22 protein-coding genes and 1 pseudogene are annotated in these 25,906 nt (G+C 73.6%); 9 read left to right on the top strand and 14 right to left on the bottom strand.

Features of this window, described 5'->3' with window-relative positions; genetic code table 11:
* Positions 1-200 precede the first annotated feature (200 nt).
* Both ACZ56B_RS08045 and ACZ56B_RS08040 read left to right on the top strand, forming a co-directional pair.
* The gene (locus tag ACZ56B_RS08045; protein WP_468787482.1) at positions 201-1,325 is read left to right on the top strand and encodes a LacI family DNA-binding transcriptional regulator; all 1,125 of its coding nucleotides are present in this window, start codon (positions 201-203) and stop codon (positions 1,323-1,325) included.
* Positions 1,322-2,248: a carbohydrate kinase family protein gene (locus tag ACZ56B_RS08040; RefSeq protein ID WP_468787480.1), complete on the top strand. Its 927-nt coding sequence runs from the start codon at positions 1,322-1,324 to the stop codon at positions 2,246-2,248. Before ACZ56B_RS08045 ends, ACZ56B_RS08040 begins: the two co-directional genes overlap by 4 nt.
* Positions 2,249-2,435: 187 nt before the next feature.
* Here ACZ56B_RS08040 and uvrA read toward each other — a convergent pair whose 3' ends face one another.
* Positions 2,436-5,426 (bottom strand): excinuclease ABC subunit UvrA, encoded by a 2,991-nt coding sequence (gene uvrA / locus ACZ56B_RS08035; RefSeq protein ID WP_468787478.1) that lies wholly within the window; start codon positions 5,424-5,426, stop codon positions 2,436-2,438.
* 223 nt (positions 5,427-5,649) lie between these two features.
* Between uvrA and ACZ56B_RS08030 the strand changes: the two genes are divergently transcribed.
* Both ACZ56B_RS08030 and ACZ56B_RS08025 read left to right on the top strand, forming a co-directional pair.
* Complete coding sequence (locus ACZ56B_RS08030) at positions 5,650-6,339, top strand: maleylpyruvate isomerase family mycothiol-dependent enzyme (protein ID WP_468787476.1); 690 nt, start codon at positions 5,650-5,652, stop codon at positions 6,337-6,339.
* Positions 6,340-6,403: 64 nt separating this feature from the next.
* Positions 6,404-7,060 (top strand): MBL fold metallo-hydrolase, encoded by a 657-nt coding sequence (locus ACZ56B_RS08025; RefSeq protein WP_468787474.1) that lies wholly within the window; start codon positions 6,404-6,406, stop codon positions 7,058-7,060.
* A gap of 10 nt (positions 7,061-7,070) precedes the next feature.
* On the opposite strand, the gene aroQ is transcribed toward ACZ56B_RS08025, so the two are convergent.
* The 7 genes from aroQ to ACZ56B_RS07990 all read right to left on the bottom strand — a co-directional run bounded on the left by aroQ (position 7,071) and on the right by ACZ56B_RS07990 (position 16,339).
* Positions 7,071-7,544 carry a type II 3-dehydroquinate dehydratase gene (aroQ, locus tag ACZ56B_RS08020; RefSeq protein ID WP_468787472.1) on the bottom strand — a complete coding sequence of 158 codons (474 nt, stop codon included), beginning with the start codon at positions 7,542-7,544 and terminating at the stop codon, positions 7,071-7,073.
* A gap of 148 nt (positions 7,545-7,692) precedes the next feature.
* Positions 7,693-8,805 (bottom strand): calcium:cation antiporter, encoded by a 1,113-nt coding sequence (locus ACZ56B_RS08015; protein WP_468787470.1) that lies wholly within the window; start codon positions 8,803-8,805, stop codon positions 7,693-7,695.
* A 359-nt stretch (positions 8,806-9,164) separates the two neighbouring features.
* Positions 9,165-10,166 (bottom strand): TerC family protein, encoded by a 1,002-nt coding sequence (locus ACZ56B_RS08010; protein ID WP_468787468.1) that lies wholly within the window; start codon positions 10,164-10,166, stop codon positions 9,165-9,167.
* A gap of 288 nt (positions 10,167-10,454) precedes the next feature.
* Positions 10,455-12,458, bottom strand: a complete 2,004-nt coding sequence (locus ACZ56B_RS08005) for a TerD family protein (protein WP_468787466.1) — start codon at positions 12,456-12,458, stop codon at positions 10,455-10,457.
* Positions 12,459-12,519: 61 nt separating this feature from the next.
* Positions 12,520-13,098, bottom strand: a complete 579-nt coding sequence (locus tag ACZ56B_RS08000; protein ID WP_004989517.1) for a TerD family protein — start codon at positions 13,096-13,098, stop codon at positions 12,520-12,522.
* Between the two features lie 195 nt (positions 13,099-13,293).
* Entirely contained in the window at positions 13,294-15,435 is a 2,142-nt protein-coding gene (gene uvrB, locus ACZ56B_RS07995) for an excinuclease ABC subunit UvrB (protein ID WP_468787464.1), read from the bottom strand.
* A 40-nt stretch (positions 15,436-15,475) separates the two neighbouring features.
* The gene (locus ACZ56B_RS07990; RefSeq protein WP_468787462.1) at positions 15,476-16,339 is read right to left on the bottom strand and encodes an MHYT domain-containing protein; all 864 of its coding nucleotides are present in this window, start codon (positions 16,337-16,339) and stop codon (positions 15,476-15,478) included.
* Positions 16,340-16,619: 280 nt separating this feature from the next.
* On the opposite strand from ACZ56B_RS07990, the gene ACZ56B_RS07985 reads away from it, so the two are divergent.
* Positions 16,620-17,486 (top strand): glycerophosphodiester phosphodiesterase, encoded by an 867-nt coding sequence (locus ACZ56B_RS07985; RefSeq protein WP_468787460.1) that lies wholly within the window; start codon positions 16,620-16,622, stop codon positions 17,484-17,486.
* A gap of 123 nt (positions 17,487-17,609) precedes the next feature.
* Positions 17,610-18,115 (top strand): annotated as a pseudogene (locus tag ACZ56B_RS07980) (methylated-DNA--[protein]-cysteine S-methyltransferase); the annotation flags it as partial.
* 13 nt (positions 18,116-18,128) lie between these two features.
* On the opposite strand, the gene ACZ56B_RS07975 reads toward ACZ56B_RS07980, so the two are convergent.
* Entirely contained in the window at positions 18,129-18,557 is a 429-nt protein-coding gene (locus ACZ56B_RS07975) for a VOC family protein (RefSeq protein ID WP_468787458.1), read from the bottom strand.
* Positions 18,558-18,658: 101 nt separating this feature from the next.
* Here ACZ56B_RS07975 and ACZ56B_RS07970 point away from each other — a divergent pair, with 101 nt between their 5' ends.
* On the top strand, positions 18,659-19,570 hold the full coding sequence (locus ACZ56B_RS07970) for a pseudouridine-5'-phosphate glycosidase (protein ID WP_468787456.1): 912 nt from the start codon (positions 18,659-18,661) through the stop codon (positions 19,568-19,570).
* A 6-nt stretch (positions 19,571-19,576) separates the two neighbouring features.
* Positions 19,577-20,479 carry a carbohydrate kinase family protein gene (locus tag ACZ56B_RS07965; protein WP_468787454.1) on the top strand — a complete coding sequence of 301 codons (903 nt, stop codon included), beginning with the start codon at positions 19,577-19,579 and terminating at the stop codon, positions 20,477-20,479.
* Positions 20,480-20,614: 135 nt separating this feature from the next.
* Here the strand turns inward: ACZ56B_RS07965 and ACZ56B_RS07960 are convergent, their stop codons facing one another.
* Both ACZ56B_RS07960 and ACZ56B_RS07955 read right to left on the bottom strand, forming a co-directional pair.
* Positions 20,615-21,043 (bottom strand): CBS domain-containing protein, encoded by a 429-nt coding sequence (locus ACZ56B_RS07960; RefSeq protein ID WP_468787452.1) that lies wholly within the window; start codon positions 21,041-21,043, stop codon positions 20,615-20,617.
* 123 nt (positions 21,044-21,166) lie between these two features.
* Positions 21,167-21,808 (bottom strand): nucleoside/nucleotide kinase family protein, encoded by a 642-nt coding sequence (locus tag ACZ56B_RS07955; protein ID WP_468787450.1) that lies wholly within the window; start codon positions 21,806-21,808, stop codon positions 21,167-21,169.
* A gap of 239 nt (positions 21,809-22,047) precedes the next feature.
* Between ACZ56B_RS07955 and ACZ56B_RS07950 the strand changes: the two genes are divergently transcribed.
* Complete coding sequence (locus tag ACZ56B_RS07950) at positions 22,048-23,538, top strand: glutamate synthase subunit beta (protein WP_468787448.1); 1,491 nt, start codon at positions 22,048-22,050, stop codon at positions 23,536-23,538.
* A 107-nt stretch (positions 23,539-23,645) separates the two neighbouring features.
* Here the strand turns inward: ACZ56B_RS07950 and ACZ56B_RS07945 are convergent, their stop codons facing one another.
* The 3 genes from ACZ56B_RS07945 to ACZ56B_RS07935 form a co-directional block, all read right to left on the bottom strand.
* Entirely contained in the window at positions 23,646-24,449 is an 804-nt protein-coding gene (locus tag ACZ56B_RS07945) for an SAM-dependent methyltransferase (RefSeq protein ID WP_468787446.1), read from the bottom strand.
* Between the two features lie 101 nt (positions 24,450-24,550).
* Entirely contained in the window at positions 24,551-24,835 is a 285-nt protein-coding gene (locus tag ACZ56B_RS07940; RefSeq protein ID WP_468787444.1) for a DUF397 domain-containing protein, read from the bottom strand.
* Positions 24,836-25,696, bottom strand: a complete 861-nt coding sequence (locus tag ACZ56B_RS07935; protein WP_468787442.1) for a helix-turn-helix domain-containing protein — start codon at positions 25,694-25,696, stop codon at positions 24,836-24,838.
* Between the last annotated feature and the right edge of the window lie 210 nt (positions 25,697-25,906).

Below are 25,906 nucleotides of genomic sequence, written 5' to 3'. Positions count from 1 at the left end.
AGCCTGACGTGGGGTCGGGCGAAGGGGCGGCCCCCCAAGCGTAAAACGGGGGTACCCGAAAAGGCGGGCCGGGGGGGCGGGGCGGGTCCTGCGCTCCCCCCCGCGCGCAAACGCTTGCGCAAGCGTTTACGTCCGCCGCCGGATGGGATACCTTCCCGGCTCGGAGGGGGCCGCGCGGGGTGCCGGAGGGAGAGCGCACGATGGCGACGATGGCGGACGTGGCACGCAGCGCCGGTGTCTCGGTCGCGACCGTCTCGCACGTCCTGAACGGCACCCGGCCGGTGCTGCCGCACACCCGGCGGGCGGTGCTGGACGCCGTCGAGGAACTCGGCTACACGCCGAACACCCTGGCCCGGTCCCTGGTGACCTCCCGCACCCGCACGATCGGGCTGGCGGTGTCGGCGATCAGCAACCCGTACTTCACCGAGATCCTCCAGGGCGTCGAGGCCGGGGCCCTGGAGCAGGGTTACAGCCTGCTCATCGCCGACCCGCACGACGACCCGGAGCACGAGCGCAAGGTCGTCCAGCTGCTGCACGAGCGCCGGGTGGAGGGCGTGATCGCCGCGCCCTCCGCGCAGCCGCGCAAGCTCCTCGCCTATCTCGGGCGGCACCGGGTGCCGGCCGTGTTCCTGGACCGGGTGGTCGACGACCCGGGGGACGGCAGCGCGCGCTTCGACCAGGTCTGCGCCGAGAACACCGGGCCGACGGCCCGGCTGGTCACCCACCTCGCCGAGCTCGGCCACCGCAGGATCGCCCTGGTCGCCGGGGCGCCGGGGCTCAGCACCACCACCGAGCGGATCGCCGGGTACCGGCGCGGTCTGGCGGCCGCCGGGCTGCCGTACGACGAGCGGCTCCTGGCGCACGGCGACTCCGAGTCGGCCGGTGCCGAACGGGCCACCGCCGCCCTGCTGTCCCTGGGGGCGCCCCCCACCGCGCTGGTCACCGCCAACAACGCCATGACGATCGGCGCGCTGCGCGCCCTGCGGGACCGCGGGGCGTCCGTGCCCGGGGACATCGCGCTGTGCTGTTTCGACGACTTCGCCTGGGCGGACCTGTTCTCGCCCCGGCTCACCGCGATCGCGCAGCCCGGCAGGGACATCGGCGCCCGCGCGGTCCGGGTGCTCCTGGACCGCCTCGCCGAGCCGGACCGGCCCGCGCGGACGGTGCGGCTCCCGTGCGTCTTCGTGCACCGCACGTCCTGCGGCTGCCCGGACCGGCCGGCGTCCGGGCGCGCCGGTCCCCGCCGCACGTCCCGGCAGTCGGAGCAGCCGGAGCAGTCCGTGCAGTCCGTGCAGTCCGTGCAGTCGGAAAGGAACCTTCCGTGATCGTCGTGGCCGGTGAGGCACTGATCGACCTGGTACCGCGGGGCGCGGGCGCGCTCGCGGCGCTGACGCCGGCCCTCGGCGGCGGCCCCTTCAACACGGCGGTGGCGCTCGGGCGCCTCGGCTCCCCCACCGCCTTCTGCTCCCGGGTGTCCCGCGACGCCTTCGGCGAGGCGCTGCTGGACCGGCTGCGGGAGACCGGCGTGGACGTGTCGTCGGTGCAGCGCGGGGACGAGCCGACGACGCTCGCCGTCGCCGCGGTCGGCGCGGACGGCTCGGCGGCGTACACCTTCTACGTGGAGGGGACCGCGGACCGGCTGTTCACGGCGCCCCGGGCGCTGCCGGCCGGTACCCGCGCGGTGTCCTTCGGAACCTGCTCCCTCGTCCTGGAGCCGGGCGCGAGCGCCTACGAGGAGCTGCTGCGCACCGCGTCCGCCCGAGGCGTGTTCACCGCGCTGGACCCCAACATCCGTCCGGGGCTCATCCCCGATCCCGACGCCTACCGGGCCCGGTTCGAGAGCTGGCTGCCGTCGGTGTCGCTGCTGAAACTGTCCGCGGAGGACGCCGAGTGGCTCGGCGGGTCCCCCCGGGAATGGGCGGCCGCCGGTCCGGCGGCGGTGGTGGTCACCCGGGGCGGTGACGGGCTGACCGTGTTCACCCGCGGGGGCGGTGAGCACTCCGTGCCGGGCGAGCGGGTCGAGGTGGTGGACACCATCGGCGCCGGTGACACGGTGAACGCGGCCCTGCTGCACGGTCTCGCGGCCCGGAACGCACTCGGTGACGAGGGCGTGGCCGCCCTGGACGCCGACGGCTGGACGGGGCTGCTCGGCTTCGCGGCGCGCGCGGCGGCGGTCACCTGTTCGCGCGCGGGCGCGGAACCGCCGTACGCGCACGAGGTGGGACACGAGGTGGGAACGGGCCGCTGAGCCCGCGGCGGGTCCCGGCCGGCGGGGCGCCCAGCGTCCCCGGCGGGGTTCCCGGCGTCCCCTGCGGAGGTCCCCGGGCGGCGGAGGCGGCCGGGGCGCCGGCCCGGAAGGCGGCGGGACCCGGCGCCGTGTCCCGGGGAGGCGGGCTCCCGCGGGACACGGCGCGCGCCGGTGCGGACCGGCCCCGTCAGGCCTCGGAGGCCCCGGCCTTCTTCCTGGCGGCGGTGGAGCCGACCGCCTTGGTGGCGGTCTTGCGGGTGGTGGACCGGGCGGCGACCGTCTTCTTCGCCGCCGCCTTGCGCGGGGCCGGCGCCGTCCGGGTGGCGTCGCTGATCCTCTCCGGGCCCAGGATCTCCCGCAGGAACTTGCCGGTGTGGCTGGTCGGCACGCTCGCGACCTGCTCGGGCGTGCCCTCCGCGACGACCAGGCCACCGCCGGAGCCGCCCTCGGGGCCCATGTCGACGACCCAGTCGGCGGTCTTGATCACGTCGAGGTTGTGCTCGATGACGATGACCGTGTTGCCCTTGTCGACCAGGCCCGACAGGACCTTCAGCAGCTTGTTGATGTCCTCGAAGTGCAGACCGGTGGTCGGCTCGTCCAGGACGTAGACCGTACGGCCGGTGGAGCGCTTCTGCAGCTCGCTGGCGAGCTTCACGCGCTGCGCCTCACCGCCGGACAGGGTGGTCGCGGCCTGGCCGAGCCGGACGTAGCCGAGCCCGACGTCGTTGAGCGTCCTCAGGTGGCGGGAGATCGCCGGGACGGCCTCGAAGAAGTGCAGGGCCTCCTCGATCGGCATGTTGAGGACGTCGGCGATGGACTTGCCCTTGTAGTGGACCTCCAGGGTCTCCCGGTTGTAGCGGGCGCCGTGGCAGACCTCGCACGGGACGTACACGTCCGGGAGGAAGTTCATCTCGATCTTGATGGTGCCGTCGCCCGCGCAGTTCTCGCAGCGCCCGCCCTTGACGTTGAAGGAGAAGCGGCCCGGCAGGTAACCGCGGACCTTCGCCTCGGTGGTCTCGGCGAACAGCTTGCGGACGTGGTCGAAGACGCCGGTGTAGGTCGCCGGGTTGGAGCGCGGGGTGCGGCCGATGGGCGACTGGTCGACGTGGACGACCTTGTCGACGAGGTCGTCGCCGTCCACCCGCGTGTGCCGGCCGGGGACGCTGCGGGCGCCGTTCAGCTCGCGGGCCAGGTGGGTGTACAGGATGTCGTTGACCAGCGTGGACTTGCCGGAGCCGGAGACGCCGGTGACCGCGGTGAACACGCCCAGCGGGAAGGACACGTCGATGTCCTGGAGGTTGTTCTCGCGGGCGCCGTGCACCGTGAGCCGGCGCGACGGGTCGTGCGGGCGGCGGACCTCGGGCAGCGGGATGGACTTCCGGCCGGACAGGTACTGGCCGGTCTGCGACTCGGCGTTGTCGAGCAACTCCTTGTAGGAGCCGCTGTGCACGACCTTGCCGCCGTGCTCGCCGGCGCCGGGACCGATGTCGACGACCCAGTCGGCGGTCTTGATGGTGTCCTCGTCGTGCTCCACGACGATGAGCGTGTTGCCCATGTCGCGCAGCCGGACCAGGGTCTCGATCAGCCGGTGGTTGTCCCGCTGGTGCAGGCCGATGGACGGCTCGTCGAGGACGTAGAGCACGCCGACGAGTCCGGAGCCGATCTGGGTGGCCAGGCGGATGCGCTGGGCCTCGCCGCCGGAGAGGGTGCCCGCCGCGCGGTTGAGCGAGAGGTAGTCCAGGCCGACGTCGACCAGGAAGCGCAGCCGCTCGTTGACCTCCTTGAGCACGCGCTCGGCGATCTTCTTGTCGCGGGCGGTGAGCTTCAGCTCGCCCAGGAAGTCCGCGCAGTCGCTGATGGACATCGCGGAGACCTCGGCGATGGACTTGCCCATGACCGTGACGGCGAGGACGACCGGCTTGAGGCGGGCGCCCTCGCAGGCGGGGCAGGGCACCTCGCGCATGTACCCCTCGAAGCGCTCGCGGCTGGCGTCGCTCTCGGCCTCGCCGTGCCGGCGCTTGACGAAGGGGACGGCACCCTCGAAGGCCGTGGTGTACCGGCGCTCGCGGCCGTAGCGGTTGCGGTAGCGGACCTCGACCTGGGTCTTGTGTCCGTACAGCAGCGCCTTCCTGGCGCGCTGCGGCAGGCCCCCGAAGGGGATGTCCGTGCGGAAGCCCAGCGCCTCCGCGAGGGCGCCGATCAGGCGGTCGAAGTAGTCCTTGGTGTGGCCGTGCGACCAGGGGTGGATGGCGCCCTCGTCGAGGCTCTTGTCCGGGTCGGGGACGACCAGTTCCGGGTCGACCTCCATCCGCGTGCCGATGCCGGTGCACTCGGGGCAGGCGCCGAAGGGCGAGTTGAAGGAGAAGGAACGGGGCTCCAGCTCCTCGAAGGACAGGTCGTCGTACGGGCAGTACAGGTGCTCGGAGTACATGCGCTCGCGCTCGGGGTCGTCCTCGGGGAGGTCGACGAAGTCGAGCACGACCATGCCGCCGGACAGGCCGAGGGCGGTCTCCACGGAGTCGGTGAGGCGGCGCTTGGCGCTCTCCTTCACCGTGAGGCGGTCGACGACCACCTCGATGGTGTGCTTCTCCTGCTTCTTCAGCGTGGGCGGCTGGGAGAGCTGGACGGTCTCGCCGTCCACCCGGGCGCGGGAGTAGCCCTTGGTCTGGAGGTCGGCGAAGAGGTCGACGAACTCCCCCTTGCGCTCGCGCACCAGCGGGGAGAGCACCTGGAAGCGGCTGCCCTCCGGCAGTTCCAGGACCCGGTCGACGATGGCCTGCGGCGACTGCCGCGAGATCGGCCGGCCGCACTCGGGGCAGTGCGGCTTGCCGATGCGCGCGAAGAGCAGGCGCAGGTAGTCGTAGACCTCGGTGATGGTGCCGACCGTGGAGCGGGGGTTGCGCGAGGTCGACTTCTGGTCGATGGAGACCGCCGGGGACAGGCCCTCGATGAAGTCGACGTCCGGCTTGTCCATCTGGCCGAGGAACTGCCGGGCGTACGAGGAGAGCGACTCCACGTAGCGCCGCTGCCCCTCGGCGAAGATCGTGTCGAACGCCAGCGAGGACTTGCCCGACCCCGACAGGCCCGTGAAGACGATGAGCGAGTCGCGCGGGAGGTCGAGCGAGACGTTCTTGAGGTTGTGCTCGCGCGCTCCACGGACGATGAGACGGTCGGCCACGCGGGTCCGCACCTTTCTTGAGGGAAGTGACAGGGGCGGGGCCCCCGTGCTTTCTCAGACTAGGGGGAGCCACTGACAACGCCGGTCGGGTTCACGGGTTGAGAACAAACCCAGACCATCCAGCATGCCCGACGCCGCCCACGACCTTATAGCACGCGCATTCGATTTACGGCTCCGCTCGCCTCCCTTCACTCGAAGGTGTGGCGCGGCTAGGGTCGGCGCCATGATGGATCACGCCCATGACCTGGCGTTCGTGCAGACCGCGACCGAACGGCTGCTCACCGCGGTCGGCACCCTGGACAACGCGGCTGTGACCCAGTCGTCACGGTTGCCCGGCTGGACCCGCGGTCACGTGCTGACCCACCTCGCCCGCAACGCGGACGCCCTGGTGAACGTCCTCGAGGGGCGCCCCATGTACGTCTCCGGCGAGGCCCGGGAGGCCGACATCGAGCAGGGCGCGGGGCGCCCCCTCGACGCGCACCTCGCCGACGTGCGGGAGAGCGCGGAGCGCTTCCGGACCGCGTGCGCCGCACCGGCGGACTGGTCGCGCACGGTGGAGCTGCGCAACGGGGTCACCGACCGGGCGGCCCGGGTGCCCTTCCGGCGCTGGGTCGAGGTGGAGCTGCACCACGTGGACCTCGGCGTCGGCTACGAACTGGAGGACCTGCCGGCGGAGTTCGTGACCCGGGAGATCGACTTCCTGGCGCGGCGGTTCGCCGGGCACCGGGACGTGCCCGCGACGCGCCTGACCGACCCCGACGGCCGCTCCTGGAACACCGGGGGCGGGGCCGGGGGCGGCCCGGTCACGGTCGAGGGCGCGGCCGCCGACCTGCTCGGCTGGCTCGCCGGGCGCCGTGACGGCTCCGGGCTGAGGGTGGGGGGAGGCGCGCTTCCGGCGCTCCCGCCGCTGTAGCGGGGACGCTCCCCCGCCGCACCGGGGACGACCGCGCGGGGGTCGCCGCTATAGGCTGGCGGTCATGACGTACAGCGGTCGGGTGACGGTCGGCGGTCCGGCCGACGTGCACGAGCTCAAGGACCTGATGATCACCAAGGTCGCGGTCGGCCCCATGAGCAACAACGCCTATCTGCTGCGGTGCCGGGCCACCGACGAGCAGTTGCTGATCGACGCGGCCGACGACGCGCGGACCCTGCTGGGCACGATCGGTGACGACGGCCTCGCGTCCGTCGTCACCACCCACCGGCACGGCGACCACTGGCAGGCGCTGGCCGAGGTGGTGGCCGCCACCGGCGCCCGCACCCACGCCGGCCGGTACGACGCCGAGGGCATCCCGGTGCCGACCGACGTCCTGGTCGACGACGGCGACACCCTGCGCGTGGGGCGGGTGGAGCTGACCGCCCGCCACCTGGCCGGGCACACGCCCGGATCGATCGCCCTGGTCTACGACGATCCGCACGGGCATCCGCACGTGTTCACCGGGGACTGCCTGTTCCCGGGCGGTGTGGGCAACACCCACCAGGACCCGGAGGCGTTCGCCAGCCTGATCCGCGACGTCGAGACCAAGATCTTCGACGTGCTCCCCGACGAGACCTGGGTCTATCCCGGCCACGGCAACGACACCACGCTGGGCGCCGAGCGCCCGCACCTGCCGGAGTGGCACGCGCGCGGGTGGTGAGCGGCCGGGCTCACGCCTCGGCCACCCCCGTGCCGGCCAGCGCCGCGATCCGCTCCACGGCGAACACGTACCCCTGCACCCCGCATCCCGCGATGACGCCGTCGGCGCGCAGGGAGACGTAGGAGTGGTGCCGGAAGGACTCGCGCCGGTGGATGTTGGAGATGTGGACCTCCACCACGGGCAGGCCGTCGCAGGCGTTGAGGGCGTCCAGGATCGCGACGGAGGTGTGCGAGTACGCGCCGGGGTTGATGACGATCCCGCAGTGGTTCAGCCGCGCCTCGTGGATCCAGTCCACCAGCTGTCCCTCGTGGTTGGACTGGCGCAGGTCCACCGTGCCGTTGTGGGCGGCCGCCGCCCTGGCGCACCGTGCCTCCACGTCGGCGAGGGTGTCGGAACCGTAGATCTCCGGCTGGCGCTGTCCGAGCAGGTTCAGGTTGGGCCCGTTGAGGATCATGATCGGGGCGGTGGCCAGATTGCGGGGCACGGTTCCTCCGGTCCGTTCGGGGTGGGGCGCGGTCCCGCCGGGACCGCCGCTGGGACCCGGTCTATCACGGTGCGCCGCACGGCCGCCCGGTCCCGGGTGAACCGCACGCGGCGGCTCACCCGGGACCGTCGGTCCGCCTCCCGTACCGCTACGGGTTGATCGCCAGCTCCAGATAGGCCGCGAGCAGCACCAGGTGCACTCCGCCCTGGAGCGGTGTGGCCCGGCCGGGGACCACGGTCAGCGCGCTCACCACCACGGTCAGGGCGAGCAGCACCATGTGGGTGCTGCCCAGGCCGAGGACGAGCGGACCGGTGAGCCAGAGGGAGGCGAGCGCGACCGCGGGAATGGTCAGGCCGATGCTCGCCATCGCCGAGCCGAGCGCGAGGTTCATGCTGATCTGGACCTGGTCGCGCCGTGCGGCGCGCACCGCGGCGATGGTCTCGGGAAGGAGGACCAGCAGGGCGATGATCACACCGACGACGGCGTGGGGCAGACCGGCCGTGTCCACCGCGGACTCGATGGCGGGCGAGACCCCTTTGGCAAGGCCGACCACACCGATCAGAGCCAGTCCCAGCAGCCCCAGGCTGATCATCGCGGTGCGCAGGGACGGCGCCTCGGCGTGCTCCTCGACGGGCCCGTCGCCGGTGTCCCCCTCCCCCTGCCGGGCGACGGGCAGGAAGTAGTCGCGGTGGCGCATGGTCTGGGTCGTCACGAACAGGCCGTAGAGGACCAGGGAGATCACCGCCGCGAAGGTGAGCTGCACGGAGGAGAACTCCGGGCCCGGCTTGCTCGTGGTGAACGTCGGCAGCACCAGGCTGAGGGTCGCCAGCGTCGCGACCGTGGCGAGGGCGGATCCGCTGCCCTCCGGGTTGAAGACGGCGGTGCCGTGGCGCAGCGAGCCGACCAGGAGGCTCAGTCCGAGGATGCCGTTGCAGGTGATCATCACCGCCGCGAACACGGTGTCCCTGGCGAGCGTCGCGCTCTTGTCCCCGCCGTCCATCATGAGGGTCACGATCAGCGCCACCTCGATGACGGTGACGGCGACCGCGAGGACCAGGGAGCCGAAGGGCTCACCGACCCGGTGGGCGACCACTTCGGCGTGGTGCACGGCCGCCAGCACGGCCCCCGCGAGGACCACGGTGGCCACCGCCACGACCCCTCCGGGCAGCTCGCGTCCCCAGGTGAAGACCAGCAGGATCACCGCGAGCGGCGGCACCAGGGTCGTCCACCGGGTCGCGAACGGTCTGATCCGAGCGATCACGGGGCGACCGCCCCGGTCCCCGGAGGACGGTGCGCCGCGCCGGAGACCCCTTGGGGCCACCGGTGGACCGGGGCGGGGAGCATGGCCGCCGACGCCGCACGGGGTGCCGGTGTGCTCCGCCGTCCTGATCGCCTCGGGGTCATCATGGTCATGCATGGCCTCCTCGTACGGGTTGATTGCGATGGGCGCCGGCCGTTCGGCGCGGGGGCACGCGCGCTCCGGCCGGGTGTGGACGTGCCTCGGTGGCGTGCCCGTGCAACGCGACACGCCACCGAGACAGGCGGACAGCGGGGAGGAAGGGCCGCGAGGCGCTTCGTCCGTCCCCGGTCCTGGGTGTTGCCCCCGGTGCGACGGCGGGGTCAGGCGTCGATCTCGTCCTTCGCGGGGCCCTCTTCCCGGCCCGCCGCGGCTTCGGCCTCCGCCAGCTTGCGGGAGGCCCGCAGGCTGGTGATCGTGGTGACGATCAGGACCGTGCAGATCACGCCCAGCGAGACCGGGATGCTGATCTCGGGAACGTGGACCCCCGACTCGTGCAGTGCGTGGAGCACCAGCTTCACGCCGATGAAGCCGAGGATGATCGACAGGCCGTAGGAGAGGTGGACCAGCTTCTTCAGCAGGCCGCCGATGAGGAAGTACAGCTGCCGCAGGCCCATCAGGGCGAACGCGTTCGCGGTGAACACGATGTACGGGTCCTGGGTGAGGCCGAAGATCGCGGGGATGGAGTCGAGCGCGAACAGGACGTCGGTGGTGCCGATGGCGAGCATCACGACCAGCATCGGGGTCATGACCCGCTTGCCGTTCTGCTCGATCCACAGCTTGGTGCCGTGGTACCGGTCGGCCACGCCGAAGCGGCGCTCGGCGGCCTTGAGGAGCTTGTTCTCCTCGAACTCCTCGTCCTCCTCGTCGGCCCGGGCCTCCTGGATGAGCTTCCAGGCGGTCCAGATCAGGAAGGCCCCGAAGATGTAGAACACCCACGAGAAGCTGGCGATGATCGCGGCGCCCGCGGCGATGAAGACGGCGCGCAGCACCAGGGCGATGAGGACACCGACCAGGAGGACCCGCTGCTGGTACTGCGACGGCACCGCGAACTTCGCCATGATCAGGACGAAGACGAAGAGGTTGTCGACGCTCAGCGACTTCTCGGTGATGAAGCCGGCGAAGAACTCACCGGCGGGCCGGCCGCCGCCGAAGACCAGCAGACCGATCCCGAAGAGCACGGCCAGGGCGATCCAGACGACCGTCCAGATGCCGGCTTCCTTGATGGACACGTCGTGCGGCTTGCGGCCGATGAAAAAGTCGACCGAGATCAGGGCGGCGAGGCCCACGATCGTCAGGACCCACAGGGTCATGGAAACTTCCACTGCGCCTCCGGCAGATACGTCACACGGCAAATGTCAGCGTCGTCGCTGCCGGAGGTCTCTTCCACCCGGGCCCGGACACCGGAAAGAGCCGGGCGGACCCATGGGCCGACGCCCCGGGATCTGGCCTGATCCGTATTGACGGGGTCGCCGCACAGACGGGGAGTACTCCCCTCCGTACGAGGAACAGTACCCCGATCGCCAAGGATTGGTAAAGAGCTAGATAAGCACCGGTATAGAGGCGCAGGTCACAGTGGGTTCACCGAGGGCTCGGCACCGGGCGCGGGCCCGTCACCGGCCCTCCTGGCGGCGGGCGGCGGCGACCTGGGTGAGCACCTGGTCGAGGACCTGGCTGCCGGGCGGCACCACCGGGGGTTCGTACGTCCAGGCGTGCCCGACCCACGGGTCGGCCAGGTGATCGTCGGCCACCGGGGTCAGTCGCAGCAGCGAACGCCACAGCGGGTCGAGCAGCGGGCCGTGGCCGGCGGAATCCTCGCGGTCGGCGACCATCATCAGGTGCACGCCGGTGGACGGCCCCTCGTCGGCGAGGTAGCGCAGCTGGTTGACGGCCCGGTCGTCGAACCCGTGCGGGAAGTCGTTGACGACCAGCAGGTGCCGGGAGGTGTCGAAGCCGGGGGGCAGCGCGTCGGGCGCGCCTGCGCGCAGCGCCATCTGCACCAGGTCGACCCGCCGGGTGAGCCGGCCCAGGACGTCCGCCACGCCCGCGGCGCCCGGGGCGGGCGGGGCCGCGAGCACACCGGTGCGCGTCAGCGGTGCCAGCGCCCGCGCACCGGATCCGACGGGGTCGATGACGTGCACGGTGAACTCACCGGCCGGGTGGACGGCGAGCAGCCGGGCCGCGTGGGCCACCGCCGCCTCCAGGGCGAGGTGCCGCAGGTCGTGGGAGCCGGTGACCGGCCCGCCGGGCGAACCGGCCCGGCCGCTGTCGATCCACAGCCCGCGCTCCAGCGGCAGCCGGAGCAGCATGGGGATGCGGATCCGGTCGGTCTCGGGGAGGCGGAGGTCGCCCAGGCGCAGCGCCATGGGCGTCTCCACGGGCACCCGGTAGGCGTGCCAGACGGGGTTGTCCCAGCGTGCGAAGGCCCGGGGCAGCGCGGGCTCGACGACCTCGGCCTCGGCGACGAGCTGGACGAGGTCCCGGTCGAAGGCCTCCCGCGCCTGGCCGACGAGCAGGTCGTACCGGGCGCGGGCCGCCTCGCGCGCGGCGTCGCCCGGGCCGCCGATCCGGCTGCGCGGGTCGGACAGGGCCTGTTCCAGCTCCTTGTGCCTGCGCGACTCGGCGAAGTCGACGGCGCTCCGGTAGGCGGCGGTGGTGCGGGCCAGGTCCTCGAACATGCCCCAGACCTGGTTGTAGAGCCGCTCCTCCATGGACCAGCCGGTGGCGTCCCCCGCGACGGGGCGCGCGGGCTGTCCGGGCGGGGCCGGCGGGGCGGTCGGCGGGGGCGGCGGGGCGGAGGTCCGCCGCCGGGGGTGGCTGTAGTCGACCGGGCCGCCGGTGGCCGGGGACGGGTCCGCCGCGCCGGCTTCCCCGTACGCCGGCCGGGGGCCGTCCTGTCCCGGCCGGCCTGCCTGCCGTCCGCCGTGCGCGGACGGCACGGGGTCCGGGTCGTCCCGGGGCGCGGTGCCGCTCCGGTCCGGGCCGACGGCCGGTGCCGCGGCCCGGGGGGAGCGGTCGCCGCCGGACGGGCGGGGCGGGGGTGCCTGCACGGAGCGGGCGAGGCCCTGCGCGACCGCCTCGCCGATACCGGCCGCGAGCTGCCGGGCCTGGGGCAGGCCCTGGTCGGTGAGGAGTTCGGCCAGGCCGCCGGCGTACCCCTGGCCGACGGCGCGCACCTTCCAGGCGCCCTGCCGCCGGTAGAGCTCCAGGGCGACGACGGCCGACTCGGCCTCCAGGCCGGTGATGGTGTAGCTGGCGACCTCGGTGCCGTCCAGGCCGGTGACGGCGACGAAGGGGGCCGCCACGGCGCCGAACCGGGTGGGTCCCGGTCCGCCGTCCGGGGCGGGCAGGGCGAGCAGCACGCTGATCCGGTGGACCGCGTCCGTCATGGCGTCCAGGTCCACCGCGAGGCGGTGGTCGGCGGCCGCCTGCCGCGGCACCTCCAGGCCGGGCCGGGTGGGGGCACCCGGATGGGCCACCCACTCCGTCCCGTGGATCCGGCCGTTCCCGTCGCCGAGCGCGGCCGCGGCCACGACCGGTGTGCCGGTCGAGATCCGGATCTCCAGACGGGACCGGGAGAGCGGGTGGTTCTGCCCCCGCACCAGCTCGGCCGTCATCGCCTTCGTCCCCCCTGTGTCGCGTGTGATGGGCGCGTGTGTCACCCGGCCCCGGGTGCGCCTAGAGAACCGGCAGGATCGCCGGCATCAGGTCCTGGAAGGTGCGGCCGTTGGCCGGGTTGCCGAGGGCCGTCATCGTCCAGCCCGAGCCCGCGCGGTGCACCTTCGCCATGATCTGGGCCGTGTAGGCGCCGCCGCCGGCCAGCGTGTAGCGGGCGAGCTCCTGGCCGTTGGTCTCGTCGACGAGGCGGCAGAACGCGTTCTGCACCTCCTGGAAGGTCTGGCCCGTGAAGGAGTTCACGGTGAAGACGATCTGGTCGATGTGGACCGGGACGCGCGACAGGTCGACGAGGATGGCCTCGTCGTCGCCGCCCTGGCCGACACCGCCGACGAGGTTGTCACCGGTGTGCCGCACGGAGCCGTCGTCGCTCACCAGGTGGCGGAAGAAGACCACGTCGACCGGCTGCTTGTCCGCGAACAGGACGGCGGAGGCGTCCAGGTCGATCTCCCGGGTGCGCGAGCCGAACAGGCCGCGGCGGGGAGCCGCCTGCCAGCCCAGACCCATGCGGACCGCGGTCAGGCTGCCGCCGTCGTCCTTCTGAAGACTGATGGCCTGACCCTTGGTCATGTTGACGGTCACGCGCTGATTCCCCTCTCGAACTGTCCCCTGTTGCCGCGAAGCCGCGGTTGCCAGAACCCTACGCAGGAGCACTGACGGCGACGTACCCCGATCCGCACTTTGTGTCGGTCCTGCAACACACTCCGTGCGGCACGGGGCCGGGAGCGCGTCGGGGGCGCCGGCTGCGGGCTGCGGACCGGGCGCCGTCCGGGGCCGTCAGGACAGGCCCGCCTCCCTCATCTGCCGCAGCTCCTTCTTCATCTCGGAGACCTCGTCGCGCAGCCGGGCCGCGATCTCGAACTGGAGGTCCGCGGCGGCGGCCCGCATCCGTGCGGTGAGCTCCTCGATCTGCTCGGCGAGTTCGGCGGCCGGACGGTCGGTCGGCGCCGCTTCCGCGGCCTTGCCCCTGGCGCTCTTCGCTCCCTTGGCCGCCTTGGAACCGAGGGAGGGCACGGGGGCCTTGGTGCCCCCGCCGTCCTTGCCGGCCTTGCGGTAGCCGGAGCCGAGCAGCTGCTCGGTGTCGACGTCCTCGCGGGCGATCTGGGCGACGATGTCGTTGATCTTCTTGCGCAGCGGCTGGGGGTCGACGCCGTTCGCCCGGTTGTAGGCGATCTGCTTCTCCCGGCGGCGGTTGGTCTCGTCGATGGCCTTCGCCATCGCCGGGGTGATCTTGTCGGCGTACATGTGGACCTGGCCGGAGACGTTCCGCGCGGCGCGGCCGATGGTCTGGATCAGGGAGGTGCCGGAGCGCAGGAAGCCCTCCTTGTCGGCGTCGAGGATCGCCACCAGGGACACCTCGGGCAGGTCGAGCCCCTCCCGCAGCAGGTTGATGCCGACCAGGACGTCGAACTCGCCGCTGCGCAGCTCCCGCAGCAGTTCCACCCGGCGCAGGGTGTCGACGTCGCTGTGCAGGTAGCGCACCTGGATGCCGAGTTCCAGGAAGTAGTCGGTGAGGTCCTCGGCCATCTTCTTGGTGAGCGTGGTGACCAGGACGCGCTCGTCCTTCTCGACGCGCGTGCGGATCTCGTGCACCAGGTCGTCGATCTGGCCCTCGGTGGGCTTGACGACGACCTCCGGGTCGACGAGGCCGGTGGGGCGGATGATCTGCTCGACGACGCCGTCCGAGCGGGAGAGCTCGTACGCGCCGGGGGTGGCCGACAGGTAGACGGTCTGGCCGATGCGCTCCTGGAACTCCTCCCACTTCAGCGGCCGGTTGTCCAGCGCGGAGGGCAGCCGGAAGCCGTGGTCGACCAGGGTGCGCTTGCGGGAGGCGTCGCCCTCGTACATGGCGCCGATCTGCGGGACGGTGACGTGCGACTCGTCGATGACGAGGAGGAAGTCGTCCGGGAAGTAGTCCAGCAGGGTGTTGGGCGGGGAGCCGGGCAGGCGGCCGTCGAAGTGCATCGAGTAGTTCTCCACGCCGGAGCAGGTGCCGATCTGGCGGAGCATCTCGAGGTCGTACGTGGTGCGCATGCGCAGCCGCTGGGCCTCCAGGAGCTTGCCCTGCCTCTCCAGCTCGGCCAGGCGCTCGGCGAGTTCCTTCTCGATGTCGCCCACGGCCCGCTCCATGCGCTCGGGGCCGGCGACGTAGTGGGAGGCCGGGAAGACGTACAGCTGCCGGTCGTCGCTGACGATCTCGCCGGTGACCGGGTGGAGGGTGGACAGCGCCTCGATCTCGTCGCCGAACATCTCGATGCGCACGGCGAGTTCCTCGTAGACCGGGAAGATCTCGATGGTGTCGCCGCGGACCCGGAAGGTGCCGCGGGTGAAGGACATGTCGTTGCGCGTGTACTGGATGTCCACGAAGCGGCGCAGCAGCTCGTCCCGGTCGATCTCGTCGCCGACGCGGAGCGGGACCATGCGGTCCACGTACTCCTGCGGGGTGCCGAGGCCGTAGATGCAGGAGACGGAGGCGACCACCACGACGTCGCGGCGGGTGAGCAGCGAGTTGGTCGCGGAGTGGCGCAGCCGCTCGACCTCCTCGTTGATCGAGGAGTCCTTCTCGATGTAGGTGTCCGACTGCGGGACGTACGCCTCGGGCTGGTAGTAGTCGTAGTACGAGACGAAGTACTCGACGGCGTTGTTCGGCAGCAGTTCGCGGAACTCGTTGGCCAGCTGCGCGGCCAGCGTCTTGTTCGGCGCCATCACCAGGGTGGGACGCTGGAGTTTCTCGATCATCCACGCGGTGGTGGCGGACTTGCCGGTACCGGTCGCGCCCAGGAGGACGACGTCCTTCTCACCTGCTTCGATGCGCCGGGCGAGGTCGGCGATGGCCGCGGGCTGGTCGCCGCTGGGCCGGTAGGGACTGACGACCTCGAAGGGCGCCACCGTGCGTTCGATGTGGGAAACGGGCCGCATGCCATCCACCGTACGGCCCGCCACCGACAACCGGTCCGGGTCAGTGCCTCTGCGGGGTGCGGGAGCGGTGTTCCACGGGGCCCCGCACGCGCGGCCGCCGCCGCGCCGGGGCGTGGCGGACGGAGGAGTGGGCGGGGACGCCGGGCCTGCGCTCGGCGGGCGCCGCGACGGGGCCGCCCCGCACCATCAGCGGGTCGAAGAGCACCACGACGCCCGCGAGGACGAGGAGGGCGAGCGGGCCGACCAGCATCGGCCCGAGCAGCGCCGCCGCGGACTCCCCGGCGGCGGGGCCGGAGACGCTGTGGACGTGCACGTCGAGCGCGGCCATCCCCGTGTAGTGCATGCCGGTGACCCCCAGTCCCAGGACGAGGCTCGCGCCCACGCTCCACCGGAAGCCCCCGGTCCGCCCGGTCGCCCACAGGGCGGCGGTCGCGGCGGCCACGGCGACGGCCACGGACGCGGCGACGGTGGGGACGTCGTAGTCCAGGCGGCCGTCGAGGCTCATGCCGGCCATGCCCAGGTAGTGCATCGAGGCGATGCCGAGGCCCGTGACGGCGCCCCCGGTGAACAGGGCCGTCCCGGACGCGCCCCGGTAACCGACGATGAAGATCCCCGTGCCCACCATGGCGACGGCGATGGCGAGGCTCGCGAACGTCGTCGCCCGGTCGTAGTGGATCGGGGTCCCCTCGACGGTGAAGCCCATCATCGCGACGTAGTGCATCGTCCATATGCCGCAGCCGATGGCCGTCGACCCCAGGGCGAGCCAGCCGGGGCGCCAGGAGCGGGCGACCACCATGGCCCTGGCGGTGCAACGCAGGCCCAGGGCGCCGCCGAGGCAGGCCATGAGGTAGGCCACCAGGGGTGTGACCAGACCGTAGCTGAATCCGTCGACCGTGCTCTGCATGCCCGGCTGCCCTTCCCGCCCTGCGCGTCCCGCAGTCCCCGATATGAGCCCCCTTCCCAGGACCGCACCGGCGGCCGGGGTTGACGCAGAGGGTACGGCCCCCACCGGAACGGCCCAACGGCCGTCCGGCGAAGAAACACGCCTCTGCCCCATATGTGTGCCACCAGTGTGCGCGGAACGGGCCGCTCCGTTCAATCCGCGGCCATCCCTCACCCCTCTCGCGTTGACCCTCGGCTGTCACAGTGGAACCGTCCGTGACCGTCCGACGCGAGGAGTACGCATGCGTGCACGCGCCGTCTCCGTACCGACCGCCGCGCTCCTGGGGACCGCGGCCCTCCTGCTCCCGCCCTCCCCCGCCCGGGCCGCCGGCACGCCCCCCGCGGTGATAGCCCACCGGGGCGCCTCCGCGTACGCGCCCGAGAACACCCTGGCCGCCGTCGACAGGGCGGCCGCGCTCGGCATCGAGTGGGTGGAGAACGACGTCCAGCGCACCCGGGACGGTGAGCTCGTCGTCCTCCACGACGACAGCCTGCGGCGCACCACCGACGTCGAGGAGGTCTTCCCGGGGAGGGCGCCGTGGCGGGTGAAGGACTTCACCGCCGCGGAGATCGCCCGGCTGGACGCGGGCAGCTGGTTCGGCCCCGCGTACGCGGGCGCGCGCGTGCCGACGCTCGAGCAGTTCGTGCGCCGGGTCGAGCACCACCGCCAGAAGCTGCTGCTGGAGATCAAGAACCCGCGGCTGTACCCCGGCATCGAGCGGCAGACCCTCAAGGTCCTGAGCAACGAGGGCTGGCTCGACCGCCGGCACGTGCGGGACCGGCTGGTCGTGCAGAGCTTCAGCGCGGACAGCGTGCGCACCGTCCACGAGCTGAAGCCCGCGGTGAGGACCGGCCTCCTCGGTGCGCCGCCCGTGGCGGACCTGCCCGCCTACGCGGGCTTCACCGACCAGATCAACCCCCCGCACGGTTCCCTCTCCGCCGGGTACGTCACCGCCGTGCACTCCCACGACGGGGCGCACGGCGAGCCGTTGGAGGTCCTCACCTGGACCGTGAACGACGCGGCGGCCGCCCGGCGGGTCGCCGGGTTCGGGGTGGACGGGATCATCACCGACACGCCCGACGTGGTGCGGGACGCGGTGGGCGGCTGAGGCGTTCCCCCGCACCGCCCCGGCCCCGCCCCGGCCCGTCCCGCCCCGTTCCGCTCCGGCGTTGTCGGTGGCGGGCCGTGCGGTGAACACAGGGACGGCCACGGGCGGTGCGAACAGCGGGTCGTGTGGGCCGCCGTCGGCACCGGCACCGGTCCGCTGCTGCCGGCGGCGACGCGTCAGGGCCTGGTCGACGTCGTGTTCCACGCCACGGACACGGTGCGCGAGGGCGCGCCGGAGCGGCCGGCGTCCCGGTTCGGCACCGGGCCCGTCGAGGGTCCCGGCTCCCCTCTCCCGGCCGAGGCGATACGCCGGGTCGAGGCGTACCTCGCGGGCCGGCGGCGGGCTTTCGACCTGCCGCCGGACCGGTCGCCGGCCTCGGGCTTCCCCGCGAGGTCCCGCGGGAGCCGGCCTCCGGCGTGCCGTTCGGCGCGGTCGTCGGGTACGGCGGTCCGGCCGAGCGGGTCGGGCGGCCCGGCGCCGCCCAGGCGGTGGGCACGGCGATGGGCGCCCATCCGCTGCCGGTGGTCGCGCCCTGCCACCGGGTCGTGGAGAGCGGCGGCGGCATCGGCGGGTTCGGGGGCGGACCGGAGACCGGGCGCCGGCCGCCGGCCCTGGAGGGCGCGCCGCCCGGCGGGGCCCGGTTCAGTCGTAGTGGCGCGCTTCGAGGACGTTGCCGTCCGGGTCGCGGAAGTAGAAGCTGCGCCGGGCCGCGCCGCGCGCCCCGAAGGAGTCGTACGAGAGGTCCGTCACCGGTACGGACTGCTCCTCCAGGCGGCCGCGGAGGGCGTCGAAGCCGTCGGCCGTCAGCGACAGGCAGACGTGGTTGACGGGGTGCCCGGAGCTCTCGGCGGCGCCGGGAAGCATCCTCATGCGTTCCGCCATGGCCGACGGCATGAGGTCGAGGATGGTCTCCTCGTTGACGCGCGCCGAGGGGAAGGGGGCCTCGCCGGCCACGTACTCGGCGAGCCTGACGGGTTCGAGGCCCACCGCCTTCTCGTAGAAGCCGGCTGCGGCGACCGGGTCCCGCACCCAGAGGACGACGTGGTCGAGACGTGCCGTGTGATCCGTCATGGGTCCCAGCCTCCGTCGCGGCCGCGGCGGCGCACAAGGGGTTTGACCCGGCCCGCCGCCCGCCAGGGATGAGGGGAGAGCGGGAGACGGGAGGCGGGCACGTGGTGCTCATGGTGTCCGAAGAGGTGCGGGGGGCGATCGCCGCGGGCCGGCCGGTGGTGGCCCTGGAGTCCACGATCATCGCGCACGGGCTGCCCCGGCCGCGCAATCTCCGGGTGGCGCTGGAGCTGGAGGCGGCCGTGCGGGAGGAGGGCGCGGTGCCGGCCACGGTCGCCGTGCTGGACGGGCGGCCCCGGATCGGCCTGGACCGGGAGGAGCTGGAGCGGGTGGCGGGCGGGGACGGCATCCGCAAGCTGGGCCATCGCGACCTGCCGCTCGCGGTGGCCGGCGGGGCGAGCGGGGCGACCACGGTGTCGGCGACCGCCCTGCTGGCGTCGCTGGCGGGGGTGCGGGTGTTCGCGACCGGAGGGCTCGGCGGGGTGCACCGGGAGTGGACGGTGACCCAGGACGAGTCGGCCGACCTGGGACTGCTGGCGCGTACCCGGATCACCGTGGTGTGCGCGGGGGTGAAGTCGGTCCTGGACGTGCCGGCGACGTTGCAGCGGCTGGAGACGCTGGGGGTCGCGGTCGCCGGGTACGGCACGGACCGCTTCCCCGGCTTCTACCTGTCCGACTCGGGGCATCCCGTGGACTGGCGGCTGGACACCCCGGAGCAGGTGGCGGACGTGATGCGGGCGCAGGACGCGCTCGGCGGGCCCGGCTCGGCGCTCGTCGTGGCCAACCCGGTTCCCCCGCAGGAACAGTTGGATCCCGAGGTGCACGCACGGGTCCTCGACGAGGCGCTGCGCGCGTGCGAGGCGGAGGGCGTCACCGGCCAGGCGGTCACCCCGTTCCTGCTCGGCCACCTGGTCCGCCGCACCGGCGGCGCCTCCCTCGCCGCCAACCTGGCGGCGGTCCGGGGCAACGCACGCCTGGCGGCGCGCGTCGCGGCGGCCTGGGCCGCCGGGGGGTGAAGGGGCGTGCGGGGCGGGGCGCTGCTGGTCGTCGGTGACGTGATCACGGACGTGGTCGCCCGGTACCGGGGGCCGCTCGCCGCGGGGACGGACACGGCGGCGGCGGTCCGGACGCTGCCCGGCGGCGCGGGGGCCAACGTGGCCTGCTGGGCGGCGCGCCGGGGCGGCGAGGTGCGGCTCCTCGGCCGGGTGGGGGCGGACGCGGCGGCCTGGCACGAGCGGGAACTGGTCGCCCGGGGGGTGCGTCCCCTGCTCGTCGTCGACGGGCGGGCGCCGACGGGGACGGTGATCTGCCTCGTCGACGGGGACGCGGCCGGCGAACGGACCTTCCTCGCCGACGGCGGCGCGTCGCTGCGGCTGGGGCCCGGTGACTGGTCGGACGCGCTGCTGGACGGGGTGGCGCGGCTGCACCTGTCGGGCTATCTCCTGTTCACCGGAGCGAGCCGGGCCCTCGTCGCGGTGGCCCTGAGGGCGGCACGCGCGCGGGGGGTGCCGGTGAGTCTGGACCCGGCGTCGGCCGGGTTCCTCGCGCGGCTGGGCACCGACCGGTTCCTGGCGCTGGCCGAGGGCGTGGACGTCCTGCTGCCCAACCGTGACGAGGCGTGCCTGCTCACGGGAGCGTCCGACGCGGCGGACGCGGCGGCGCGGCTGAGCCGGCGCGTTCCGCTGGTGGTGGTCACCCGGGGCGCGCGGGGCGCCCTGCTCGCGCGGTCCGGCGAGGTGTGGGCGCGCGTCCCCGCGGTGCGGGCGGTCCCCCGGGACACGACGGGCGCCGGCGACGCCTTCACCGGCGCGTTCCTCGCGGCCCTGCTCGCGGGCGCCGATCCGGAGCAGGCGGCGCGGGAGGGGTGCGGGGCGGGCGCGCAGGCGGTGGAACGCACGGGGGGCCGCCCGCCCGTGCTTCCCTGACGTGCGACGGCGCGGCGGCGCGACGGCGCGGCGGTCGGGGGCGGCAGGGCGGACCGGGGTGGACCGGGGCGGGCCGGGGCGGGGCGGACGCGCCCGGCTCCGGTCCGCGCCGTGCCCGGCGTGCGGCGTCCGCGGTCAGTCCGCGGCGGTCCTGGCGTAGACGTTCTCGGCCCAGGTCGCGATCTGGTCGTCCGTCAGGTGCCGGGCGAGATCGGCCTCGCTGATCATGCCGACGAGGCGCTTGTCCTGGATGACGGGGAGCCGGCGGATCCGGTGCGTCTGCATCTCCTGGAGGACCTCGCTGACGTCGGCGTCCGCCGCGATCCAGCGCGGTGTCCCCTTGGCCATGTCGCCGGCGGTGACCCGGGCCGGATCGTGCCCCGCGGCGACGCAGCCGACGACGATGTCGCGGTCGGTGAGGATGCCGCACAGCCGTTCGTTCTCGTCGCTGATGGGCAGGGCGCCGACGTTCAGCTCGCGCATCAACTGGGCGGCCCGGTCGAGGGTTTCGTGGGCGGGGATCCACTGGGCGCCGCGGTGCATGATGTCTCCGGCGGTGGTCATGGAGTACCTCCCGGTGCCGGACGGCCGGCGCGGCGCGGGGCGCACCGCGAGTCCCGGCGCCCTTCATTCTCGTCGCCCCGTCCCACGGCGGCACCCCGGGGGGAACGGCCCGGACCGGCCGTCTCAGCCGCGCCAGGCCGGATGCCGGGGATCGTCGGCCCGTACCAGCACGTCCGCCGTTGCGGCCGGGTCCGTCTCCCGTTCGTAGCGTTCGAAGGCGGGGAGGGTCCAGTGCTCGGCCTCGGGGGTGCGGCGGCGCAGGGCGCCCGGGGAGAGGAGGACGTGGACGGTCAGGTCGAAGGGGAACCAGTGCCGCAGGAGGAGGGGGCCGTGCAGCACCAGCACCCCGCCGGGCGGGAGCCCGACGTAGGGGCTGCGGGTGGCGCGGTCGGTGACGGGGTCCCACAGGTCGGGCAGGACCCGTCCGCTCCCGCCGGGTTCGAGGGGACCGAACACCTCGCGCCACAGGGCACCGGTGTCGTACCAGCCCCCGTAGTAGGACTCCACGTCCCGGTGTCCGTGCTCGAGGCGGACGGAGGCGGGGCGCAGGAAGCCCTCGGCGCCCACGACGAGGGAGGGGCGGCCGCGTATCCGCAGCGCCTCGGCGACCCGCTCGGCGAGGTCCCCCGGGCGGGCCGCGGGGGCGCCGTCGACGGCGAGCCGCAGCCAGGGCCCGCCGTCGGCCGCCCTCAGTTCCAGCACGCGTTCGACGAGGAGGTCGCCGAGCCGGTCCCAGGTGATCGCTTCCAGTCGCACACGGCCCATGATGCGCCAACGGCCGGTCCGACCGCACGGTCGCCCCGGCCGGTGCGGCCCGTGCGGCCCGCCTCCCGGCGCTCGCCCGGCGGACTTGCCGCACCGGCCCCGGGGGGGAGCGCCGTCCGGCGTCCTGCGGACCCGCGCGGGCGGACGTATCGTGACCGGAGGGCGACCGGGAGGCGGCCGAGGAGCGCCGTCGTCCGGCGACGCACGGCCCGTCACCCGCGCACGCAAGGAAGACGGCCATGGCCGACCCCAGGGGTTTTCTGTCCACGCCGCGCCAGGACCGGCCGCGCAGGCCCGTGGAGGAACGGGTCCGGGACTGGAGGGAGGTCCACGCCCCCGGGGCGCTGCTGCCCCTCGCCGGCCCGCAGGCCGGCCGCTGCATGGACTGCGGCGTCCCGTTCTGCCACGAGGCCTGCCCGCTGGGCAATCTGATCCCCGAGTGGAACGACCTGGTCGCGCGCGGGGACTGGCGGGCCGCGGCGCAGCGGCTGCACGCCACCGACAACTTCCCCGAGTTCACCGGGCGGTTGTGCCCGGCTCCCTGCGAGGCGGGCTGCGTCCTCGCCATCGACCGGCCCGCCGTCACCATCAAGGACGTCGAGTGCGCCATCGCCGACCGGGCCTGGGAGGAGGGCCTCGCGCCGCCCGCCCCGCCGGAGCGGCTGTCCGGCCGGACGGTCGCGGTCGTCGGCTCGGGACCCGCCGGCCTGGCCGCGGCCCAGCAGCTGACCCGGGCCGGCCACACGGCCGCCGTGTACGAGCGGGACGACCGGATCGGCGGGCTGCTGCGGTACGGCATCCCCGAGTTCAAGATGGAGAAGCGCCATCTGGAGCGGCGCATCGGGCAGATGCGGGCCGAGGGCACGAGGTTTTGCACCTCCACGACGGTCGGACGCGACGTGGACGCCGCCGAACTGCGGGACCGTTACGACGCGCTGGTGATCGCCACGGGGGCGACCGCGTGGCGGGAACTCCCCGTACCGGGACGCGGGCTCACCGGGATCCACCAGGCGATGGAGTACCTGCCGCTGGCCAACCGGGTGTGCGAGGGGGACCTGGAGTCGTCACCGCTGTCGGCCGCGGGCCGGCACGTCGTCATCGTCGGCGGCGGCGACACGGGCGCCGACTGCCTGGGCACGGCCGTGCGGGAGGGTGCCGCGTCCGTGACCCAGCTCGACATCTACGGCCGGCCGGGCACCGAGCGGGACGACGACACCGAGCCCTGGCCGACGTACCCCCGGCTCTACCGGCTGTCCGCCGCGCACGAGGAGGCCCGTGATCTGCGCACGGCCCCGGCGGCGGACGCGGACGCGCGCCTGTTCGCGGTGTCCACCCTGCGCTTCACCGGTGACGCGGACGGGCACGTGCGTTCCTTGCACCTGGTCGGGGTGGACGCCGGGCGCCGGCCCGTACCGGGCACCGAACGCACCCTGCCCGCCGATCTCGTGCTGCTCGCGCTCGGCTTCTCGGGCCCGGACCGGGCGGACGGGCTCGTCGACCGGCTGGGGCTCGCACTGGAGCCGCGCGGCACGATCGCGCGGGACGCCGGCTTCGCCACCGGCGTGCCGGGCGTGTTCGCGGCCGGGGACGCCGCCCGGGGGCAGTCGCTCGTCGTGTGGGCGATCGCCGAGGGCCGCGCGGTGGCGGCGGCCGTCGACCGCCGCCTGTCGGGCGGCACCACACGGCTCCCGGCGCCCATCGGCCCGGACGACCGGCCGATGACGCTCTGACCGGCCGATGAGGGTCTGACCGCCCGCCCGCGGCCGGACCGCGGTGGGCGGGCGGTGGCGGAACGCGGGGTTCCCGCCCCGCCGCACCGTCGCCGCCCCGCCGGGGCTCAGGGCTTGCGTCCCACCGCCCCGTAGCCCGGGATCACCCCGTCGTCCTGCCCCTCCACCGGCTCCCCCAGCTCGGGGTGCCACTGGTGCGGCACCCGGACGCCGGGCTCGACCAGTTCGAGACCGTCGAAGAAGCGGGTGAACTCCTCGCGGGAGCGCAGCGCCAGGGTGACGCCCGCGGCCCTGAGCTTCTCGGTGGCCGCCTTCGACTCCTCGGGGGTGAAGTCGGCCGTCGCGTGGGTGACGACCAGGTGGCTGCCGGAGGGCAGGGCCGCCAGCAGCCGCCCGACCAGGTCGTGCGCCCCGTCCTCGTCGGGGACGAAGTGCAGCAGCGCGATGAGCGACAGCGCGACCGGCTCGGTGAAGTCGAGGACCTTCCGCGCGCCCTCCAGGATGGCCTCCGGATCGCGCACGTCCGCCTGGAGGTACTCGGTCGCCCCCTCGTCCGTGCCGCGCAGCAGTGCCTCCGCGTGGGCCAGCACGATGGGGTCGTTGTCGCAGTACACGACGCGCGCGTCGGGTGCGATCCGCTGGGCCACCTGGTGGAGGTTGGGCTCGGTGGGGATGCCGGTGCCGATGTCGAGGAACTGGCGTACGCCCCGGCCGGCCAGCCAGCGCGTGGCCCGGTGCATGAAGGCGCGGTTCACCCGCGCCATCACCGGCACCCTCGGGTCCAGGGTCAGCATCTGCCGGCCCATGGCCTCGTCGACCGGGTAGTTGTCCTTGCCGCCGAGGTACCAGTCGTACATCCGCGCGGGATGGGGCCTGCTCGTGTCGATCTCGGCGGGGTGCTGCCCGGTCATGAGGGACTCCGTAGGTCTCTGCGGTGGTGGGTGGTCGGTTCGGTGCCGCGTCACAGGTCAGGGATCAAGCCAGGGATTAAAAGGAAGAACGAGCAGGAGGTTCAGGACAGGAGGAAATCCGCCTCCCCCGCCTTCGCCCCCTCGATGAAGGCCGTCATCTCGGCAGTGGTGTAGATGAGCGCCGGCCCGTCCGGGTCGGTGGACTGCCGTACGGCGATCCGGCCGTCGGCGAGCTTCATCGCCTCCAGGCAGTTGCCCCCGTTGCCGCCGCTCCACGGTTTGTGCCAGCCCTCACTGCCCAGCTCCCGCGCGGGCATGCCGTTGTAGATCCGCTCGGCGCGGACCCGCGGCTGGGGCAGGGACGTCAGGGACTCCACGAGTTCCATTCACAGCTCCTTGCGGAGACCCCGGAGGATCTCCTTCGTGCGATGTGCCGTGGCGGCCTGCGCCGCCATGCGGTCCATGACCTCGAGATGGGTCGCCACCTCGGAGCGCGCGTCCAGGTAGACGGCGCCGGTCAGGTACTCGCTGTAGACCATGTCCGGCAGTTCGGGCATGGCGAAGCGGAACAGCACGAAGGGCCCGTACGTGCCGGGGTGCGGCCCGCTGGAGAACGGGGCGACCTGCAGCGTCACATTGGGCAACTTCGTAGCCTCGAGCAACTTGTCGATCTGGGCACGCATCACCTCCGGGCCGCCGACCGGGCGGCGCAGCGCGGTCTCGTCCATCACGACCCACAGCCGGGGCGCGTCCTCCCGGGTGAGCAGGGCCTGCCGCTGCATGCGCAGGGCGACGTGGCGCTCGATGTCATCGGGCCGCGTCTGCCCGATGGCGCCCGAGCGCAGCACCCCGCGCGCGTAGTCCTCGGTCTGGAGCAGTCCGGGGACGAAGTGGGGTTCGTAGCTGCGGATGAGCGAGGCCGCGCCCTCCAGGCTGACGTACATCGAGAACCAGCCGGGCAGGATGTCGTGGAAGCGCTGCCACCAGCCGGGCCGGTTGGCCTCCTCCGCCAGCTGCACGAACGCGTCGGCCTCGTCCTCGCCGACGCCGTACGCCTTCAGCAGGAGCTGGAGGTAGGGGATCTTCAGCGCGACCTCGGCCGTCTCCATGCGACGGACGGTGGCGGGTGCGACACGGAGGATGCGGGCGGCCTCCTCCCGCTTGAGTCCCGCGCGCTCCCGCAGGTCCAGCAGGCGCCGGCCGAGGACGACCTGGCCGACCGTCGGCGCGGATCGCGGTTCGCTCACGCTCCACCTCCACGAGAAGAGTCCCTGACAGCCCGGCGGCACCCGTCCGGCGATCCGCCCCGAGGGCCCGCCCGGCCGCCGCTCCGGCCGTCCGGCCGTCGCTCCGACCCCTGTCCGGACAAACCATCGGCGATCTCAACTGACGCCGCGCGAGGTGCTGTTGCGAGCAGTGTGCCACGACCGTCCGGACCGTCACGCAACACTCTGCAT

Source organism: Streptomyces sp. NPDC034670 (genome assembly GCF_055574875.1).
The sequence above is the reverse complement of the archived record's forward strand: the minus strand, read 5'-3'. Positions and strand labels throughout refer to the sequence as shown.